The sequence below is a fragment of the Oceanibacterium hippocampi genome, assembly GCF_900172325.1.
In the GTDB taxonomy this organism is placed as follows: domain Bacteria; phylum Pseudomonadota; class Alphaproteobacteria; order Sneathiellales; family Sneathiellaceae; genus Oceanibacterium; species Oceanibacterium hippocampi.
In genome coordinates, this window is sequence record NZ_FWFR01000001.1 from 292,654 (window position 1) to 308,926 (window position 16,273).

Here is a 16,273-nt window from a genome sequence, read left to right on the forward strand (position 1 = left end):
CCATCGTGGTCGTCAGGGTTGGCGTGGGGGGCTGCCTCGCCTATCTTTCGGCGATGAACGAGATACGCAAGCCATTGATCAAGATGGCGATCGAGATCGGCCCGCTGGTCGTCTTCTTCATCGCCAATGCGAAAGTCGGGATCTTCTACGCGACCGGGACCTTCATGGTCGCAATCGTGATCTCCCTGGCTGCCTCCTACGCGATGGAACGCAAGCTGCCGACGGTGCCGCTGGTCACCGCGGTCTTCGTCCTCGTCATGGGCGGCCTCACCCTCTACCTGCATGACGAGCTGTTCATCAAGCTCAAGCCGACCGTGGTGAACGGCCTGTTCGCAGCGATCCTGTTCGGTGGTCTCGCCTTCGGCAAATCGCTGCTGCGGCCGGTCTTCGGCCAGGTACTGTTCCTGACCGACCGCGGCTGGATGTTGCTGACTCTGCGCTGGGCGCTGTTCTTCGTCCTGCTGGCGATCGTGAACGAGATCGTATGGCGCAATTTCTCGACCGACACCTGGGTCAGCTTCAAGGTATTCGGCATCATGCCCCTGACCCTCGTCTTCAGCATGGCGCAACTGCCGCTCCTGAACCGCTACCGGCCGGCAGAGGAAGCCAGCTAGGGCGATGGCGCCACCCTATTTTCCGGTCGGCTCCGGGGCCTATCGCATGACGATGGGCCTTCATACCCTGCCGCCCGAGGACTGGATCGAGATCGACGACGACCTCGGCCGCGACCTGGCCGAGAAGGCCCGGCTGGACGCCCGCGACCAAGACGCGGTATTCGCCGAAACGGCCGGTTCCGCGGCCGCGCAGCGGGAAGTGCTGGAGATGCTGTTCCGGCATCTGCCGGCGCGCTTCCCCGAAATCTATCTCCTCGAGGGCGAGCAGCTGGTCAACCGGCTGACCGGCGCGGCGACAGGGTTGGGCGCCCACCCCGCGCTGCTCGCAGCCGGCCATCTGGTCCAGGAGGATCTCTGCCTGATGGAGGAACGGGACGGCGCCTTCCTGCTCACCGCCGCGTCGCTGTCCTTTCCGACCCGCTGGACACTTCGCGAGAAGATCGGCCGCAGCTTCGACGCCATCCACGAGCCGGTGCCCGGCTTCAACGGCGTCTTTTCGGGCCCGAGTGCCGCCGTCATGGGACGCCTTGCGCCGGAGCGTTCCGTCTGGCGGCTCAACTGGACGCTGCTCGACGACCCTGCCCTTCATCTTCCGGAAGGGCACGGCGGCGACGCGCTCAATCCGGCGATCACCCCTGACAATGCCGGCGACAAGCTGATCTTCCGGGTCGAACGCCAGACCCTGCGCCGGCTGCCCGAAAGCCGGGCGATCCTGTTCACCATCCGAATTCACCGGACGCCCTTGCGGGCGTTTTCGGACCGCCCCGATCAGGCGGCCGCGCTCGCCAGTGCGCTCCGCACGATGCCGGAAGACCTTGCCCGCTACAAATCGCTGCCGGGTATTCGCGACGCGGCGCTGGCCTGGCTCGACCGGGTCTCGGCCGCGGCCTGAGCGGCGAGACGGTTCAGAGGCCGTCGCGCCGCAGATCGCCCAGTTCGCCGGCCGGATTGCCGAAGGGCTGGAAGCCGGTCTTGCCGGCAACCAGCTGGTGCTGTTCGAGCGCCCATCTGACAGACGGAAAGGCGAGTTCATCCCAGGGGATCTCGGCCCAGCGGAAGAGCGCCACCTCGACCGATTCGGGGCCCGAACTGACATCGGGAGAGCGCAGCCGGGCCTTGTAAATGAGCTGTACCTGGCTGATCCGGGGGATGCTGTAGACGGCAAGCAGGGCCTCGATCTCGATGTCGGCGCGGGCCTCTTCCTGCGCCTCGCGGCGGGCCGCGTCCTCGGTCGTTTCCCGCTCTTCCATGTAGCCGGCAGGAAGCGTCCAGAAGCCGGAGCGCGGTTCTATCGCCCGCCGGCACAGCAGGAAGCGATCCTGCCACACGGCGACGGAACCGACGACGATCTTGGGATTGACGTAATGCACCCAGCCGCAATCGCGGCAGACATGACGTTGCCTGTCATCGCCCTTGGGAACGCGCTTGTCGAAGCCGAAATCGGCCGGGTTGATGGATGCCATGAACGCTACAGTGGCGCGGCCGGGCCGGCTTGTCCATATGCTCCGCGTACCGGATCAGAGCCGGGCGCGAACATCCTCCAGAACCTTCTCGACGGTCGCCCGCTGCGCCGCCCCTTCCGGCATCAGCCCGAGCAGACGCTCGAGGCCGGCGACGGCATCGGCATAACGTCCGGCCGAGGTATCGGAGAGCGCGACATACCAGAGCGCCTCCGGGTTGTTCGGATCGCGCGCCAGGACCTTGCGATAGAGCGCCGCTGCCTCGCCCGGCATCGGCCCATCCGCCGATGCCTTGTCGATGATCGCCCGGGCCCGGGACAGCATGTCCTCGACCGCAGGATCGCTGCCCGAGGGTGCGGGCGCGGCAGCCGGTGCGCCGCCCGACAATGCGGCGAGGCGCTGTTCCGCCTCGGCCGCCTTCGTCTCGTCGCCAAGCACGCGATAGGCGCGGGCAAGGCGGGCAAGACCGTCAGCCGTCGGCGCCTCTGCCATCCTGTCGGCGAGCCGGCCGACCATGCCCTGGATCATCGCCTGGCGATCCTCCGGCGTCATATCGGCGGCGGCGGCCATGTCCTGCTGGGTCGGCCCCGGTATGGGCGTGGCGGCCGGAGAGGGGGCGGAGACCGGCGCCGACGTGCCGCCGCCAAGCGCGGCAAGCCGCTGCTCCGCCTCGACCGCCTTCGCCTCGTCGCCAAGCACGCGATACGCCCGGGCAAGGCGGGCGAGCCCGTCTGCGGTCGGCGCTTCGTCCATCCGCTCGGCGAGCCGGCCGACCATGCCACGGATCATTTCGGCGCGATCCTCCGGCGTCATGTCGGCGGCAGCGGCCATGTCCTGTTGCGTCGGCCCTGGCAGGGCAGGCGCGGGCGCGGCAGCAGTCCGCACGTCGTCAGGCAGGGCTTCGCCGAGCTCGGCGGCAACCGCCGAAAGACGCCTGCGCAGGGTGTCGAGCCAGGGCGCATCGGCCGGGCTGTCGCGGTAGAAGGCGAGCCAGTCCGTGTAGGCGCCGGCAAGATCGCCGCCCTGGGCGCGGGCGAGCGCGAGATAATAGCGCGGGCCCGGATGATCCGGCAGCAGGGCGCGGACCTGCCGGAAGTGACGCTCGGCCTCGGGCGTCACCTGGCCCTCGCCACCGAAAACCAGCGATTCGGCGAGCGCCATGTGGAGTGCGCCATCGTCCTGCCGGATATCCAGCGCATGGCGATAGGCCATGGCGGCATCGCTGAAACGACGCAGTTGGAAATAGGTCTGGCCGAGCAGGATCCAGCCCTCGAAATCGTCCGGTTCCTTTTCCAGTCGCTCGGCGAGGCGGGACGCCATGTCGCGCAGGTTGCCGACTTCCGCCTCGTCCGCACTGCCGCCGGATTCGGCGATCAGGTTGCGCTCGGCAAGCGGCCGGTCGGGCAGGCCCGGATTGCCGAGCCGGGCATAGATCAGCATCGCCGCGGCCGGCACCAGCACCGCGATCAGGGCGGCGCTCACGACCGCGCCGCGGCCGCCGCCGGAGGCCCCCTGCGATCCCTTGTCCTTCTCGTCGGCGGTGCGCAGCATGCGGCGCTCGATCTCGACGCGGGCCGCCGCTTCCTCGGCCTCGGTCAGCGCACCGCGGGCCCGTTCCTCGGCCAGGTTGTCGAGCTGGTTGCGATAGACGTTCAGGCCGAAGGTGCTTCTGCTTGCTGCCCTCTCGCCGGCACGAAGCAGGGGCAACAGCAGGAAGGCCAACGCAAGCAGCGTCAAGCCGGCGAAAATGATCCAGAGCATCGTCAACCTTTCGCCGTCATTCGCCTGCCCGACCGCCATCCTGCTCCGCGAGCAGGCGATCGAGCTTTTCCGTTTCCTCGCCCGACAGCGGCGTCGGAGCCGCTGCCGCAGTATACCGGACCCGCGCGCGGCGGAGGAAGATCCAGACACCGACAGCGCCTAGGATCAGGAGGATGAACGGTCCGATCCAGAGCAGGTAGGTGCCGAGCTTGAAGGGTGGGTTGAGCAGGACCCAATCGCCGTAGCGGGCGACCACATAATCGCGCACCTGCTCGTCGCTGTCGCCTGCCGCGATCCGTTCGCGGACCAGGATGCGAAGGTCGCGGGCCAGTCCGGCGTTGGAATCGGCGATCGACTGGTTCTGGCAGACGAGGCAGCGCAGTTCGCGATGCAGTTCGTGCGCCCGCGCCTCGAGGGCCGGGTCGGCAAGCGGCTCGTCCGCGCCGAAACCCCAGGCGGTCGTGGCGATCCCAAGCACGACGAAAAGCGCGGCGAGAAAGGCGAACGGGCGTCTCATTTCTGGTATTTCCGGACCCAGGGCATGATCTGCTGCTCCAGGGAGCGCGGCGTCAGCGGGCCGATCACCTTGTCCAGGATCTGTCCGTCGGGACTCACGACGAAGGTCTCGGGCACGCCGTAGACACCGAGATCGATGCCGGTTCGCCCGCTCTGGTCCATGCCGATCCGCGTGTAGGGATTGCCCATCCGGTCCAGCCAGTTCCGCGCCGCCTGCGGCGGATCCTTGTAGTCGAGACCGTGCAGGGTCACGGTACCCGACCGGGCGATCTGCATCAGCAGGTCGTGTTCCGCCCGGCAGGCGACGCACCATGAGGCAAATACGTTGACCAGGGTAATCTCGCCCTTGAGGTCGGCGCTCGCCAGTCCCAGCGGATGGCCCGGTACCGGCGGCAGGTCGAACTCCGGCATGGGCTTGTCGATCAGCGCCGAGGGGATCTCCTTCGGATCGAGATAGAACAGTCCGTAGCCCATCACGACCGTCAGCACGACGAAGATCGCAACTGGCAGGAAATATCGGGCGCCACCGCGTCGCGCCGGAGCGGGGGCGGCATCGATCGCTGCCTCGCTTCCGGGCACGGTCGGTTCGTCGGGCGTCGACGTCATCACGATACTCCTATTCAGCCGGGACGGCGCCGGCAACCGCCTGCCGCTGGCGCGGTGCGCCGATCCGCAGACGACGGTCGCTGAGCGAGACGAATCCGCCCAGCATCATCACCAGTGCACCGAACCAGATCCACGAGACGAGCGGCTTGTAATAGATCCGCGTGGCATAGCCACCCCTCCCGTCCGGCTCGCCGATCACGACGTAAAGGTCGGCGAATGCGGTCGGCCGGATCGCCGCTTCGGTCGTCTGCATCGGCGGGTTCGAGAAGGTCCGTGTTTCGGCCTTCATGCGGGCGACCAGCCTGCTGTCCTTGCGGACGATGAAATCGCCCTCGATCGTGTCGTAGTTCGGACCCCGTGCCGAACGCGCACCGTCGAAGGTGAAGCTGTAGCCACCCAGTTCGACGCTTTCGCCCGGCCGCATGACGGTCAGGCTCTCGCTCTGCCAGGTCTCCGAAGCGGTGATCCCGAGAATGATGAAGGCCATTCCCAGATGGGCGATGGTCATGCCGTAGGCGGCGCGCGGTTGTAGCCGGGCACGCCGCCAGCTGTCGCGGAACGGCACCCGGAACAGACGGAGCCGTTCCGCGAGTTCGACCAGCACGCCGACGGCGAGCCAGGCGAACAGCGCCATCCCGAGGAGCGCGAGGACCGGCCCGTCGGCAAGCAGCCACCAGGCGATCCCGGCGATCACAGCCGCGGCGACGAGGGCCGCCTTGAGACGGGCGAGCGCCGCCCCGGCATCGGCCCGCTTCCAGGTCAGCAGCGGACCGACCGCCATCAACAGGATCAGCGGCGTCATCAGCGGAATGAAGGTGGCGTTGAAATAGGGCGGGCCGACCGAGACCTTCTCGCCACTCAGGGCATCGAGAAAGAGCGGATAGAGGGTGCCGAGCAGCACCGTCGCCGCCGCCGTCGTGAGCAACAGGTTGTTCAGCACCAGGCCGCCCTCGCGGCTTATCGGCGCGAACAGCCCGCCGGCCTGCATGGTCGGCGCACGGAAGGCATAGAGGGCCAGCGCCCCGCCGGTCACCAGGAACAGGAAGATCAGCACGAAGATGCCGCGCGAGGGATCGGTGGCGAAGGCATGGACCGAGTTCAGCACCCCCGACCGCACCAGGAAGGTGCCGAGCAGGCTGAACGAGAAGGCGATGATCGCGAGCAGGATGGTCCAGCTCTTCAAGGCATCGCGCTTTTCCACCACGATCGCGGAATGGAGCAGCGCGGTGGCGACCAGCCACGGCATGAAGGAGGCGTTCTCGACCGGATCCCAGAACCACCAGCCGCCCCAGCCGAGTTCGTAATAGGCCCACCAGGAGCCAAGCGCGATTCCGCCGGTGAGAAAGCACCAGGCGACCAGCGTCCAGGGCCGCACCCAGCGCGCCCAGGCCGGGTCGATGCGGCCCTCGATCAGCGCCGCGATGGCGAACGAGAACGAGACCGACAGCCCGACATAGCCGAGGTAAAGGAAAGGCGGATGGAACGCGAGGCCGGGATCCTGAAGCAACGGATTGAGGCCCTGGCCGTCGAGCGGCGGCGGGTCGAGGCGGCCGAACGGGTTCGACGTGAACAGGATGAAAAGCAGGAAGCCGACGCCGATCAGGCCCTGGATCGCCAGGACCCGCGCCCTGAGATCCGGCGGCAGGTTGCGGCCGAACAGCGCCACCATCGCACCGAACAGCGCCAGGATCAGGATCCAGAGCAGCAGCGAGCCCTCGTGATTGCCCCAGACGCCGGAGATCTTGTAGAGCAGCGGCTTGGCGCTGTGCGAATTCTCGGCGACGTTGACGATCGAGAAGTCGCTCGTCAGGTATCCCACGGTGAGACAAGAGAAGGCGATCGCGACGAACACGAACTGCGCGCCGGCGGCCGGCGCGGCCAGCGCGACCCAGGGCTGATGGCCGCGTTGCGCGCCGATCAGCGGCAGGATCCCCTGCACGAGGGCGATGACAAGCGCGAGCACGAGCGCGAAATGTCCTGTTTCGGCGATCATTGCGTCCCTCCCTGCCATTGCCCGGTCTTCTTCAATGCCTCGGCGACCTCCGGCGGCATGTAATTCTCGTCATGCTTCGCCAGCACGTTCGAGGCGACGAAGACACCGGCACCGTCGAGCTTTCCTTCCGCCACCACGCCCTGCCCTTCGCGGAACAGGTCGGGCAGCATGCCGGTGTAGGTGACCGGCACCGATTCGGCGAGATCGGTGACGCGGAAGGTCGTGACCACGCCGTCCCGCACGACGCTGCCTTCCTCGACCAGGCCGCCGAGACGGAAACGCCGGTCCTCATCGACGCCCTTCTCTTGCAGATCCGAGGGGCTGTAGAAGAAGACGAGATTGTCCTCGAACGTGGTCAGCACGATTCCGGCGGCGACGAACAGCGCCGCGACACTGCCGATCACCAGGTAGAGACGCTTACGCTTGCGAGTCACGTGCTTCCTCCGTGCCACCGCCACTCCGGCGACGCCGTCGCGGACCGTGATCCGCCTCGAGTTGTTCGAGCAATCGCTCGTCGCGCCGAAGGCGCGCCCTGCTTTGCAGCAGCAGCGTCACGAGCACCGCCGCCGTGATCGCGAAAGCCGGCCAGACATATGCCGCATAGCCGCCCATATGGAAGAATTCCGCCATTTTCTCCCCGGTTCGGGCCGGATCGCCCGTCACTCGTCCGGCAGCCCGCCACTCTAGAGGCAGCCGCCATGACCGGTCCATAACAACTCGCCCGACCTCACGGCAGGTTGACCACGGTCACTCCCCTCAGTCGCGCGCCACCGCGAGACGCAGACGCCGCACCTTCATGCCGATGATCTCGGATCGGACCCGCATCATCAGCACGGTCAGGAAATAACCCTTGAAGGCGAGCGCCATGACCAGCAACGGAATCAGGATCGAACTGTGGATCTTCGGCCCCGACATCGTCGCGACGCTGGCCGGCTGGTGCAGCGTGTTCCACCAATCGACCGAGAACTTGATGATCGGCAGGTTCACCGATCCGACCAGCGCCAGGATTGCCGCCGCTCGGGCCGCCCGGGTCGGATCGTCATAAGCCTCCCAGATTGCCATGTAGCCGAGATAGAGGAAGAACAGGATCAGCATGCTGGTGAGCCGCGCGTCCCAGACCCACCAAGTGCCCCACATCGGCTCGCCCCACAGCGATCCGGTGGCCAGCGCGATGAAGGTGAAGCAGGCCCCGATCGGGGCGCACGACTTGGCCGTCAGGTCGGCGACCGGGTGGCGCCAGATCAGCGACATCGCCGAACAGACCGCCATCACCGCGTAGACGAACAGCGCCATCCAGGCTGCGGGCACATGGACGAACATGATGCGAACCGTATCACCCTGCTGGTAGTCGGGTGGTGCGACGAAAAGTCCCAGATAGAGCCCGACCACGGTGAGCAGCGCCGTCACGCCCGCGACCCACGGGAACAGCAGTTCCACGATCCGCAAGAATCGCGTCGGATTGGCGAAACGATGCATGACCGACATTCGTCCTGGCTCCCTGTCCGTGAGTCCGATCCGACTATTCCAGCGCCAGCCGGAGCGCCGCCGCAGACGCCCAGGGCGTCAGCACCGTGGCGCCGATCAACAGGCCGCCCAATACCGCCAGATGCGGCGCGACGACGAAGCCGCCGATCGCCGCCTCGACCGCCGCCACCCCGAATATCAGGATAGGTATATAGAGTGGTAGGACCAGCAGCGAAAGAAGAACGCCGCCACGGCGCACGCCGACGGTCAACGCGGCGCCGATCGCGCCGATCAGCGACAGCGCCGGTGTACCGAGCAGCATCGCCGCGATCAGCGCGACAAAACCGTTCACCGGCAGGTTCAGCAGCACTGCCAGCAGCGGCGCGGTCACCAGCAGCGGCAATCCGGTGGTCAGCCAGTGGGCGAGAGCCTTGGCCAGCACCACCAGTTCGAGCGGCGTTGGACCGAGCGCGATCAACTCGAGCGAGCCATCCTCGTAGTCGGCCTGGAAGATCCGGTCGAGCGATATCAGGCTGGCCAGCATGGCCGCCACCCAGATCACGCCGGCCGCGATCCGGGACAGCAGCTCGAGTTCGGGACCGACGCCGAGCGGGAAGAGCGTCACGGTGATGACGAAAAATCCCAGCGTCATGCCCACGGTGCCGCCCTGGCGGATGGCGAGCCTGAGATCCCGGACGAGGAGAGCGAGCAGCGCTCTCATACGGCCAGCCGGTAGGGTTCGAGGGCAAGCCGCCGCGCCCCGGCAAGACCGAGATCCAGATGGGTGGCGATCATTGCCATGCCGCCATGCGCGGCATGATCGCGAACGACCTCGGCGAGCATGGCAGAGGCCACGGTGTCCAGCGACGTCGTCGGCTCGTCGAGCAGCCAGAGCCGCGCCGGCGTCGCCAGCAGCCGGGCCAGGTTGACCCGGCGACGCTGCCCGGCCGACAGGAAGCGCGCCGGAACGGTCGCCAGATCGCGCAGATCCATTCGTTCGAGCGCCTTGTCGACGCCGCCGGCGCTGACCCGGACTCCATTGACCCGGGCCCAGAAGCGCAGATTCTCGGCCACCGTGAGAACCGGCTTCAGGGCGTCCTGGTGGCCGACATACTGGAGCCGGCCGTGATGCTCGTCCCAGTCTTCGTCGGCCGGCCGGCCGTCCCACAGGAGACGCCCGCCGGCGGCCTTGAGCAGGCCGCTGCAGATCCTGAGCAGGCTCGACTTGCCGGCGCCGTTCCGGCCCTCCAGCAGCAGGATCTCGCCGTCGCCGACGCGAAAATCGAGGCCAGCGAAGACCGGCCGCTCACCGCGGACACAGACGAGTTCCTCGCCCTCGAAAATCATTCTGACGCGCCCTGTACCGTCTCGACTGGATGAAGGCAGTGGCCGCCCGGACGGGCGCGGCCCGACGTCGACCGGTCGGTCGGCCGCCCTGCTTCATCGGTTGTGGCATTAGGGCCTACTCGTAGGTGCGGACGTCGTCAATCACCTTGCCATCGTTGGGCAGGGTGCCGGGGGCAACGAACTCGACACCGCCGCGCAGCTTGCACGACGCCTGCAGGGTCTCCGTGACGGCCGCGCGGAGCGCGTCACCGCCGTCGCCCGCAACCTCGCAACGCAGTGTCATCCGGTCGACATTGTCGACGCTGTCGACGACCAGACGGACGCGAACGAGCGCCTCGTGACGCTTCCGCACCTGCTCGACCTGGCCCGGGTGGACGAACATCCCCTTGACCTTCGTGGTCTGGTCGGCGCGACCCATCCAGCCCTTGATCCGCCGGTTCGTGCGTCCGCAGGGGCTGGTTCCGCCAAGTACCGCCGACATGTCGCCGGTGGCGAAGCGGATCAGCGGGTAGACCGGGTTGAAGGTCGTGACCACGATTTCCCCGACCTCGCCGTCCTCGACCGGATCGCCGGTACCCGGGCGGACGATCTCGAGAACGATTCCCTCATCGACGACCATCCCTTCGAGGGCCGGTGTCTCGTAGGCGATCAGGCCGAGATCGGCGGTCCCGTAGCTTTGGATCGGGCCGACGCCGAGCGCCTTCAACTCGGCGCGCAGGCTGGGCGGCAGCGCCTCGCCACCGACCGAGGCCGCGCGAAGGCACGAAAGATCGATGCCGGTGTCGCGGCCCTTTTCCAGCAGGATCTTGAGGAACGAGGGCGTCCCGACATAAGCGGCGGGCCGAAGTTCGGCCATCGCCTGGAGCTGCATCTCGGTATTGCCGGTACCGGCCGGGAAGACCGTGCAGCCGATCGCCGCGGCGCCTGCCTCCATCATCATGCCGGCAGGCGTCATGTGATAGGAGAAGGTGTTGTGAACGAGGTCGCCGGCGCGGCAGCCCGCTGCGTAAAGCGCCCGGCCCATGCGCCAGAAATCGCCGGTCCGCGCACCCGGCTCGTAAATCGGGCCGGGCGACATGAAGATCTGCTCGATCTGCGAGAGCGGCGCGCCGTTCAGCCCGCCGAGAGGACGGGCCGCGGCCTGGTGCGCCTTGAGATCGGACTTCCGCGTCACCGGCAGGCGGGCGAGCGCCGCGCGGCTGATCACCTCGGCCGGCGCGACATCCTTCAACAGGTCGGCGAAGTAGGCCGAGTTCGCCTTCGCATGGCCGATCGCCGCGGCAAGCGCCGCCATCTGCTCGGCCTCGCGCTGTTCCGGATCGCGGATCTCTAGCTCGTCGAAATAGGCGCCTGCGCCAGTCACGATCGTCCCCCGGGGTTGCGAAATGTCGATCTGCGGCCGGCCGGATCAGCCAAGCCAGCGCTTGCGCCGGCGATAGGAACGCACGTCGCGGAAATTCTTGCGGCCCTTGTCCGACATGCCGAGGTAGAATTCCTTGACGTCCTCGTTCTGCCGCAGGCTCTCGGCGCTACCGTCCATCACGACGCGGCCATTCTCGAGAATATAGCCATAGTCGGCATAGCGCAGGGCCACGTTGGTGTTCTGCTCGGCCAGGAGGATCGAGACACCCTCGTCGACGTTGATCTTCTTGACGATCTCGAAGATCTGCTCGACGAGCTGCGGCGCCAGCCCCATCGAAGGCTCGTCCAGCAGGATCAGCCGGGGCCGGCTCATCAGCGCCCGCCCGATCGCCGTCATCTGCTGTTCGCCGCCCGAGGTATAGCCGGCCTGGCTGGTGCGCCGTTCCTTGAGGCGCGGAAAATAGGAATAGACCATCTCGAGATCGCGGGCGATCGCCTTGGCCCCGTCGCGCCGCGTGTAGGCACCCGTCAGCAGGTTCTCCTCGACCGTGAGATGCTCGAAGCAATGGCGCCCCTCCATCACCTGGATGACGCCGCGCTGAACCAGGTCGTTCGGCGTTTCCTCTGCCAGGATTTCGCCATGGAAGGCGATCGTCCCCTTGGTCACCTCGCCCCGTTCGGCCCGGAGCAGGTGCGAGATCGCCTTGAGGGTGGTTGTCTTGCCGGCCCCGTTGGCGCCGAGAAGGGCGACCACGCCCCCCTCGGGCACCTCCAGGGAGACCCCCTTGAGCACCAGTATGACGTGGTTGTAGACCACCTCGATATTGCTGACCGCGACGATTGCGGCCGGTTGTTCGCTGCCCAAGGTCATACTCCTTGCGGGCGACGCCACGACGGGCGCCGCCCGTACGACGGTCCTACTTGCATTCACGCGGGGTGATGTTGTTCTCCTTGGCGTAAGCCATGGAATCCTCGACGATCAGCTCGTCGACGACCTCGCGGTCGGCGCCGATGAAATCGCTGACGATCTTCCAGGACTTGGCCTTGGCGTCCCACTGCTGGATCAGGCCGAGGCCCGGTCCGCCATGGTTGGCACATGTGACTTTGACCGGAACGGTGAAGCCCGGCAGGCCCAGTTCATTGAGGCGCGCCTCGTCGACATTCAGCGCCTCGTAGCCGTCCCGCATCATCGGCGGCGTCAGATCCTTGGTGCCGTGGATCTTCATCGCCGTGCGCGCCGCCTCCGCCGCCCACATGGCGGCGGCCATGCCGCGGTTGTAGAGCACCGTGCCGGCGTTGGAGCCGTCGCCCGCAGCCTTGCCGGCGTCATAGACATACTTCTGCAGGTCGGAATAGATCGGGAAGTCGTTGCCGACGCTGTGGAAGTTGATCGACTTGTAACCGTCGGCGACATCGCCTGCGGGAAGTACGTCGGTCTCCGCGCCCGACCACCAGCCGCCGATGAAGTGATCCATCGGGTAGCGGATGGACGCGGCCTCCTTGATGGCGACCTGGTTCATGACGCCCCAGCCCCACATGATGACATAGTCGGGCTTCTCGCGACGGACCTGCAACCAGGTTGCCTTCTGTTCCTGACCGGGATGGTCGACCGGCAGCAGCATCAGCGAGTAGCCGTGCTTTTCGGCCAGCTTCTCCAGTGTCCGGATCGGCTCCTTGCCGTAGGCGGAATTGTGATAGACGAGGGCGACCTTCTTGCCCTTCAGGCTCCCGCCTTCCTGCTCCATTGCGTACTTGATGATGATCGAGGCCGCATCCCAGTAGGTGCCCGGGAAGTTGAAGACATTCGGGAACACCGTGCCGTTGGCGGCGGAGGTCCGGCCGTAGCCCATGGAGTGGATCGGGATGCCGTCAGCCGTCGCCTTGGGGATCAGCTGGTAGGTGATGCCGGTCGAGAGCGGCTGGTAGGCCAGCGAGCCTTCGCCCTTCGTGCTCTCGTAGCATTCCACGCCCTGCTGCGTGTTGTAAGCGGTCTCGCACTCGATGTTTTTGACTTTCACGCCTTCGATGCCGCCATCCCGCTCGTTGAGCAGGGTCCAGTAATCGGCATAGCCGTCGGCGAAGGGGATACCGTTCGGCGCGTATGGGCCGGTCCGGTAGCTCAGTGATGGCATCGTCAGGTCCGCCAGGGCGGGAACCGCCCCGAGCGCGACCGTAGCTGCCAGCGCCGCTACGAATACCTTCATCTTCATGCGTCTTCTCCCTTTTTGCTTCAATTTGCGCCGTTGGAACGGCGTTCTGCTACAGGGCCCGGCCCTTCAATGCGGGAACGGCCAGAGCCGCATCTTTTCCTTGGCAATCGACCAGAGCCGGGCGAGGCCATGCGGCTCGACGATCAGGAAAAAGATGATCAGGCTGCCGACGAGGGTGATCTCCACATGCTTCGCCAACACCGGCAGGACATCGAACCCGCCAACCATGATGTTCTTCAGGACGATCGGCAGCAACACCATGAAGGCGGCGCCGAGGAACGAACCCAGCATCGAGCCGAGCCCGCCGATGATCACCATGAAGAGGACCAGGAACGACTGGTTGATGCCGAAGGCCTCGGTCGGCTCCGCGGCGCCGAACCAGACCGTGAAATAGAGCGCGCCGGCGATCCCGATATAGAAGGAGGAAACCGCGAATGCCGACAGCTTGGTCCGCATCGGCGGCACGCCGATGATCTCGGCGGCGATATCCATGTCGCGGATCGACATCCAGCTTCGCCCGATACGGCCGCGGATCAGATTCTTCGCGACGAGAGCGAGCACGGTGACGAAGGCCAGGCAGAACAGGTAGGTCGCGGCGGGCGTCGCCTCAGGCCCGGTCACGGCAAAGCCGAAGATCGACCGTTCCGGCGCGGTGATCTGCCCGGTTGCCGAATAATTGTAGAACCACGGCACCTTGTTGAAGAGCCAGACCAGGAAGAACTGTGCGGCGAGCGTCGCAACCGCAAGGTAGAAGCCCTTGATGCGCAGGCTCGGCAAGCCGAAGAACATGCCCACCGCGGCGGTGACGCCGCCGGACAGCAGGATGACGATGACGATGTTGAGCTCTGGGAAGGCCGTCATCAGCTTGTAGGAGGCATAGGCGCCAACCGCCATGAAACCGCCCGTGCCGAGGCTGAGCAGGCCGCAATAGCCGGTCAGGATGTTGAGCCCGATCGCCGCCAGCGAGAAGACCAGGAAGGGCAGCACGATCGACTTTTCCCAGTAGTCGTCGATGATGAACGGGATGACCAGGAAGGCGACGGCGAGCATGCCCCAGAACAGCCAGCGGTCCTGGATGATCGGGAAGGTCTGCTGATCGTCACGGTAGGAAACTTTGAAATCGCCGGTTTCACGATACAACATTGTCGTCGCCCCCTACACGCGCTCGATGATGCGCTCGCCGAACAGGCCTTGCGGGCGGACCAGCAGGAAGGCCAGGGCAAGCACGTAGGCGAACCAGTTCTCGATCGCGCCGCCGATGTACGGACCGGCGTAGAGTTCTGCCAGCTTCTCGCCGACGCCGATGATCAGGCCGCCGAGGATGGCGCCCGGTATCGAGGTGAAGCCGCCGAGAATGAGCACTGGGAGCGCCTTCAGCGCGATCAGCGAAAGCGAGAACTGGACCCCCGACTTGGCGCCCCACATGGTGCCGGCGACCAGCGCGACGAAGCCGGCGATCGACCAGACGATGATCCAGATGGTGCGCAGCGAGATGCCGACCGAGAGCGCGGCCTGGTGGTCGTCGGCGACGGCGCGGAGCGCGCGGCCGATCCGGGTATACTGGGAGAACAGCGAGAGGGCGATGACCAGCACGGTGGCGACAACGGCCGCGGCGATCTCCAGCTTGTCGACATAGATGTCGAAGCGGTCGAACATCCAGTCGAGCGCCCCTTCCGGCAGTCCGACCGAGAGCGGCTTCACGTCGGAGCCCCACATCAGGTCGCCCATGCCCTCGAGGACATAGGCAAGGCCGATCGTCGCCATGAACAGGATGATCGGTTCCTGGTTGACGAGATAGCGCAGCACGAAGCGTTCGATCACGAAGGCGAGCCCGATCATCACCAGGATCGTGATGGGCACGGCGATCCAGATCGGGACGACGGGCATCCAGTCGTTGGGCAGCCCGAGGGTGTGCAGGAGTTCGGAGAAAGGCGTGTTGCCGAGCATCAGGCTGGCAAGCGTCAGTGCCGCGAACAGGCAGAGCACGCCCTGCGCGAAGTTGAAGATCTGCGATGCCTTGAAGATCAGCACGAAGCCGAGCGCCACGAGCGAATACATCACGCCCGCGAGCAGGCCGGAGAGGATCGTTTCGATGAGGTACGACACAGCCCTGCCCCCTACTCGTGCGCCACGCCGAGATAGGCGTCGATGACGGTCTGGTCGTTGCGCACGACATCCGGCGTACCGTCGCCGATCTTGCGCCCGTAATCGAGAACCACCACCCGGTCCGAAATGTCCATGACGACGCCCATGTCATGTTCGATCAGGGCGATCGTCGCGCCGAACTCGTCGTTCACGTCGAGGATGAAGCGGCACATGTCCTCCTTCTCCTCGATATTCATCCCGGCCATCGGCTCGTCGAGCAGCAGCAGCTTTGGCTCGGCGGCGAGCGCCCGGCCAAGCTCGACCCGCTTCTGCAGGCCATACGGCAGCCGCCCGACCGGGGTCTTGCGGATGTGCTGGATCTCCAGGAAGTCGATGATCCGCTCCACCACCTCGCGATGCTCGACCTCCTCGCGTTCCGCCGGGCCGCGCCAGATCGCCTGCCAGAACATGTTGCGATGCATCTTCGTGAGCCGCCCGGTCATGATGTTGTCGAGCGTGGTCATGCCGCGGAAGAGCGCGATGTTCTGGAAGGTCCTGGCGATGCCGTGCCGGGCGATCTCGTGCGGCTTCATGGCCTTGCGCTTCTCGCCGCGGAACCAGATCTCGCCTTCCTGCGGATGATAGAAGCCGTTGATCACGTTCAGCATCGACGACTTGCCCGCACCGTTCGGCCCGATGATGGCGCGGACTTCGCCTTCGAGGATATCGAAGGAAATGTCCTCGATCGCGGTCACCCCGCCGAAGCGAAGGGTGATGTTGCGGACCTCCATGAGAACGTCACGCTGCGGCACGGTCTCCGGTTCCATCGTCACTTTCGCGGGTTGCGCGCTCATG

18 protein-coding genes are annotated in these 16,273 nt (G+C 66.2%); 2 read left to right on the forward strand and 16 right to left on the reverse strand.

Annotated features, from left to right (window positions below):
• The first annotated feature begins 5 nt into the window (after window positions 1-5).
• Both OCH7691_RS01340 and OCH7691_RS01345 read left to right on the forward strand, forming a co-directional pair.
• Window positions 6-614, forward strand: coding sequence for a septation protein A (locus tag OCH7691_RS01340; protein WP_217807735.1), 609 nt, complete (start codon window positions 6-8; stop codon window positions 612-614).
• Window positions 615-618: 4 nt separating this feature from the next.
• The gene (locus tag OCH7691_RS01345; RefSeq protein ID WP_085881629.1) at window positions 619-1,506 is read left to right on the forward strand and encodes a heme-dependent oxidative N-demethylase family protein; all 888 of its coding nucleotides are present in this window, start codon (window positions 619-621) and stop codon (window positions 1,504-1,506) included.
• Window positions 1,507-1,519: 13 nt separating this feature from the next.
• Here the strand turns inward: OCH7691_RS01345 and OCH7691_RS01350 are convergent, their stop codons facing one another.
• The 16 genes from OCH7691_RS01350 to OCH7691_RS01425 all read right to left on the reverse strand — a co-directional run bounded on the left by OCH7691_RS01350 (window position 1,520) and on the right by OCH7691_RS01425 (window position 16,272).
• On the reverse strand, window positions 1,520-2,077 hold the full coding sequence (locus OCH7691_RS01350; RefSeq protein ID WP_085881630.1) for an NUDIX hydrolase: 558 nt from the start codon (window positions 2,075-2,077) through the stop codon (window positions 1,520-1,522).
• Between the two features lie 54 nt (window positions 2,078-2,131).
• A complete protein-coding gene (gene ccmI, locus OCH7691_RS01355) occupies window positions 2,132-3,835 on the reverse strand; it encodes a c-type cytochrome biogenesis protein CcmI (RefSeq protein WP_176244887.1) in 1,704 nt (567 codons plus the stop codon).
• Between the two features lie 16 nt (window positions 3,836-3,851).
• The gene (locus OCH7691_RS01360; protein WP_085881632.1) at window positions 3,852-4,352 is read right to left on the reverse strand and encodes a cytochrome c-type biogenesis protein; all 501 of its coding nucleotides are present in this window, start codon (window positions 4,350-4,352) and stop codon (window positions 3,852-3,854) included.
• On the reverse strand, window positions 4,349-4,957 hold the full coding sequence (locus tag OCH7691_RS01365) for a DsbE family thiol:disulfide interchange protein (RefSeq protein ID WP_085881633.1): 609 nt from the start codon (window positions 4,955-4,957) through the stop codon (window positions 4,349-4,351). Before OCH7691_RS01365 ends, OCH7691_RS01360 begins: the two co-directional genes overlap by 4 nt.
• Window positions 4,958-4,967: 10 nt before the next feature.
• Window positions 4,968-6,950, reverse strand: coding sequence for a heme lyase CcmF/NrfE family subunit (locus tag OCH7691_RS01370; RefSeq protein ID WP_085881634.1), 1,983 nt, complete (start codon window positions 6,948-6,950; stop codon window positions 4,968-4,970).
• Window positions 6,947-7,384, reverse strand: a complete 438-nt coding sequence (gene ccmE, locus OCH7691_RS01375; protein ID WP_085881635.1) for a cytochrome c maturation protein CcmE — start codon at window positions 7,382-7,384, stop codon at window positions 6,947-6,949. The genes OCH7691_RS01370 and ccmE overlap by 4 nt, the downstream gene beginning before the upstream one ends.
• Window positions 7,368-7,580 (reverse strand): heme exporter protein CcmD, encoded by a 213-nt coding sequence (gene ccmD, locus OCH7691_RS01380; protein ID WP_085881636.1) that lies wholly within the window; start codon window positions 7,578-7,580, stop codon window positions 7,368-7,370. The genes ccmE and ccmD overlap by 17 nt, the downstream gene beginning before the upstream one ends.
• A 126-nt stretch (window positions 7,581-7,706) precedes the next feature.
• Window positions 7,707-8,426, reverse strand: a complete 720-nt coding sequence (locus tag OCH7691_RS01385; RefSeq protein ID WP_085883430.1) for a heme ABC transporter permease — start codon at window positions 8,424-8,426, stop codon at window positions 7,707-7,709.
• A 43-nt stretch (window positions 8,427-8,469) separates the two neighbouring features.
• Window positions 8,470-9,135: a heme exporter protein CcmB gene (gene ccmB, locus OCH7691_RS01390; RefSeq protein WP_085881637.1), complete on the reverse strand. Its 666-nt coding sequence runs from the start codon at window positions 9,133-9,135 to the stop codon at window positions 8,470-8,472.
• The gene (gene ccmA, locus OCH7691_RS01395) at window positions 9,132-9,761 is read right to left on the reverse strand and encodes a heme ABC exporter ATP-binding protein CcmA (RefSeq protein WP_085881638.1); all 630 of its coding nucleotides are present in this window, start codon (window positions 9,759-9,761) and stop codon (window positions 9,132-9,134) included. Before ccmA ends, ccmB begins: the two co-directional genes overlap by 4 nt.
• 115 nt (window positions 9,762-9,876) lie before the next feature.
• Complete coding sequence (locus tag OCH7691_RS01400; protein WP_085883431.1) at window positions 9,877-11,055, reverse strand: phenylacetate--CoA ligase family protein; 1,179 nt, start codon at window positions 11,053-11,055, stop codon at window positions 9,877-9,879.
• Window positions 11,056-11,169: 114 nt separating this feature from the next.
• The gene (locus OCH7691_RS01405; RefSeq protein WP_245826442.1) at window positions 11,170-11,988 is read right to left on the reverse strand and encodes an ABC transporter ATP-binding protein; all 819 of its coding nucleotides are present in this window, start codon (window positions 11,986-11,988) and stop codon (window positions 11,170-11,172) included.
• A gap of 52 nt (window positions 11,989-12,040) precedes the next feature.
• On the reverse strand, window positions 12,041-13,333 hold the full coding sequence (locus OCH7691_RS01410; RefSeq protein WP_085881640.1) for an ABC transporter substrate-binding protein: 1,293 nt from the start codon (window positions 13,331-13,333) through the stop codon (window positions 12,041-12,043).
• A gap of 66 nt (window positions 13,334-13,399) precedes the next feature.
• Window positions 13,400-14,476: a branched-chain amino acid ABC transporter permease gene (locus tag OCH7691_RS01415; RefSeq protein ID WP_085881641.1), complete on the reverse strand. Its 1,077-nt coding sequence runs from the start codon at window positions 14,474-14,476 to the stop codon at window positions 13,400-13,402.
• A 12-nt stretch (window positions 14,477-14,488) separates the two neighbouring features.
• Entirely contained in the window at window positions 14,489-15,391 is a 903-nt protein-coding gene (locus OCH7691_RS01420) for a branched-chain amino acid ABC transporter permease (RefSeq protein WP_085883432.1), read from the reverse strand.
• A 59-nt stretch (window positions 15,392-15,450) separates the two neighbouring features.
• A complete protein-coding gene (locus OCH7691_RS01425; protein WP_085881642.1) occupies window positions 15,451-16,272 on the reverse strand; it encodes an ABC transporter ATP-binding protein in 822 nt (273 codons plus the stop codon).
• Window position 16,273 lies beyond the last annotated feature (1 nt).

Excerpts from the sequence above, each read along its gene's own strand:
- OCH7691_RS01385 (WP_085883430.1), bottom strand. The coding sequence starts at position 8,426 with ATGCATCGTTTCGCCAATCCGACGCGATTCTTGCGGATCGTGGAACTG.
- OCH7691_RS01425 (WP_085881642.1), bottom strand. The coding sequence starts at position 16,272 with ATGAGCGCGCAACCCGCGAAAGTGACGATGGAACCGGAGACCGTGCCG.
- ccmD (WP_085881636.1), bottom strand. The coding sequence starts at position 7,580 with ATGGCGGAATTCTTCCATATGGGCGGCTATGCGGCATATGTCTGGCCG.
- ccmB (WP_085881637.1), bottom strand. The coding sequence starts at position 9,135 with ATGAGAGCGCTGCTCGCTCTCCTCGTCCGGGATCTCAGGCTCGCCATC.
- OCH7691_RS01400 (WP_085883431.1), bottom strand. The coding sequence starts at position 11,055 with ATGGCGGCGCTTGCCGCGGCGATCGGCCATGCGAAGGCGAACTCGGCC.
- OCH7691_RS01345 (WP_085881629.1), top strand. The coding sequence starts at position 619 with ATGGCGCCACCCTATTTTCCGGTCGGCTCCGGGGCCTATCGCATGACG.
- OCH7691_RS01365 (WP_085881633.1), bottom strand. The coding sequence starts at position 4,957 with ATGACGTCGACGCCCGACGAACCGACCGTGCCCGGAAGCGAGGCAGCG.
- OCH7691_RS01410 (WP_085881640.1), bottom strand. The coding sequence starts at position 13,333 with ATGAAGATGAAGGTATTCGTAGCGGCGCTGGCAGCTACGGTCGCGCTC.
- ccmA (WP_085881638.1), bottom strand. The coding sequence starts at position 9,761 with ATGATTTTCGAGGGCGAGGAACTCGTCTGTGTCCGCGGTGAGCGGCCG.
- OCH7691_RS01420 (WP_085883432.1), bottom strand. The coding sequence starts at position 15,391 with ATGTATTCGCTCGTGGCGCTCGGCTTCGTGCTGATCTTCAAGGCATCG.
- OCH7691_RS01360 (WP_085881632.1), bottom strand. The coding sequence starts at position 4,352 with ATGAGACGCCCGTTCGCCTTTCTCGCCGCGCTTTTCGTCGTGCTTGGG.
- OCH7691_RS01350 (WP_085881630.1), bottom strand. The coding sequence starts at position 2,077 with ATGGCATCCATCAACCCGGCCGATTTCGGCTTCGACAAGCGCGTTCCC.
- OCH7691_RS01415 (WP_085881641.1), bottom strand. The coding sequence starts at position 14,476 with ATGTTGTATCGTGAAACCGGCGATTTCAAAGTTTCCTACCGTGACGAT.
- ccmI (WP_176244887.1), bottom strand. The coding sequence starts at position 3,835 with ATGCTCTGGATCATTTTCGCCGGCTTGACGCTGCTTGCGTTGGCCTTC.
- OCH7691_RS01370 (WP_085881634.1), bottom strand. The coding sequence starts at position 6,950 with ATGATCGCCGAAACAGGACATTTCGCGCTCGTGCTCGCGCTTGTCATC.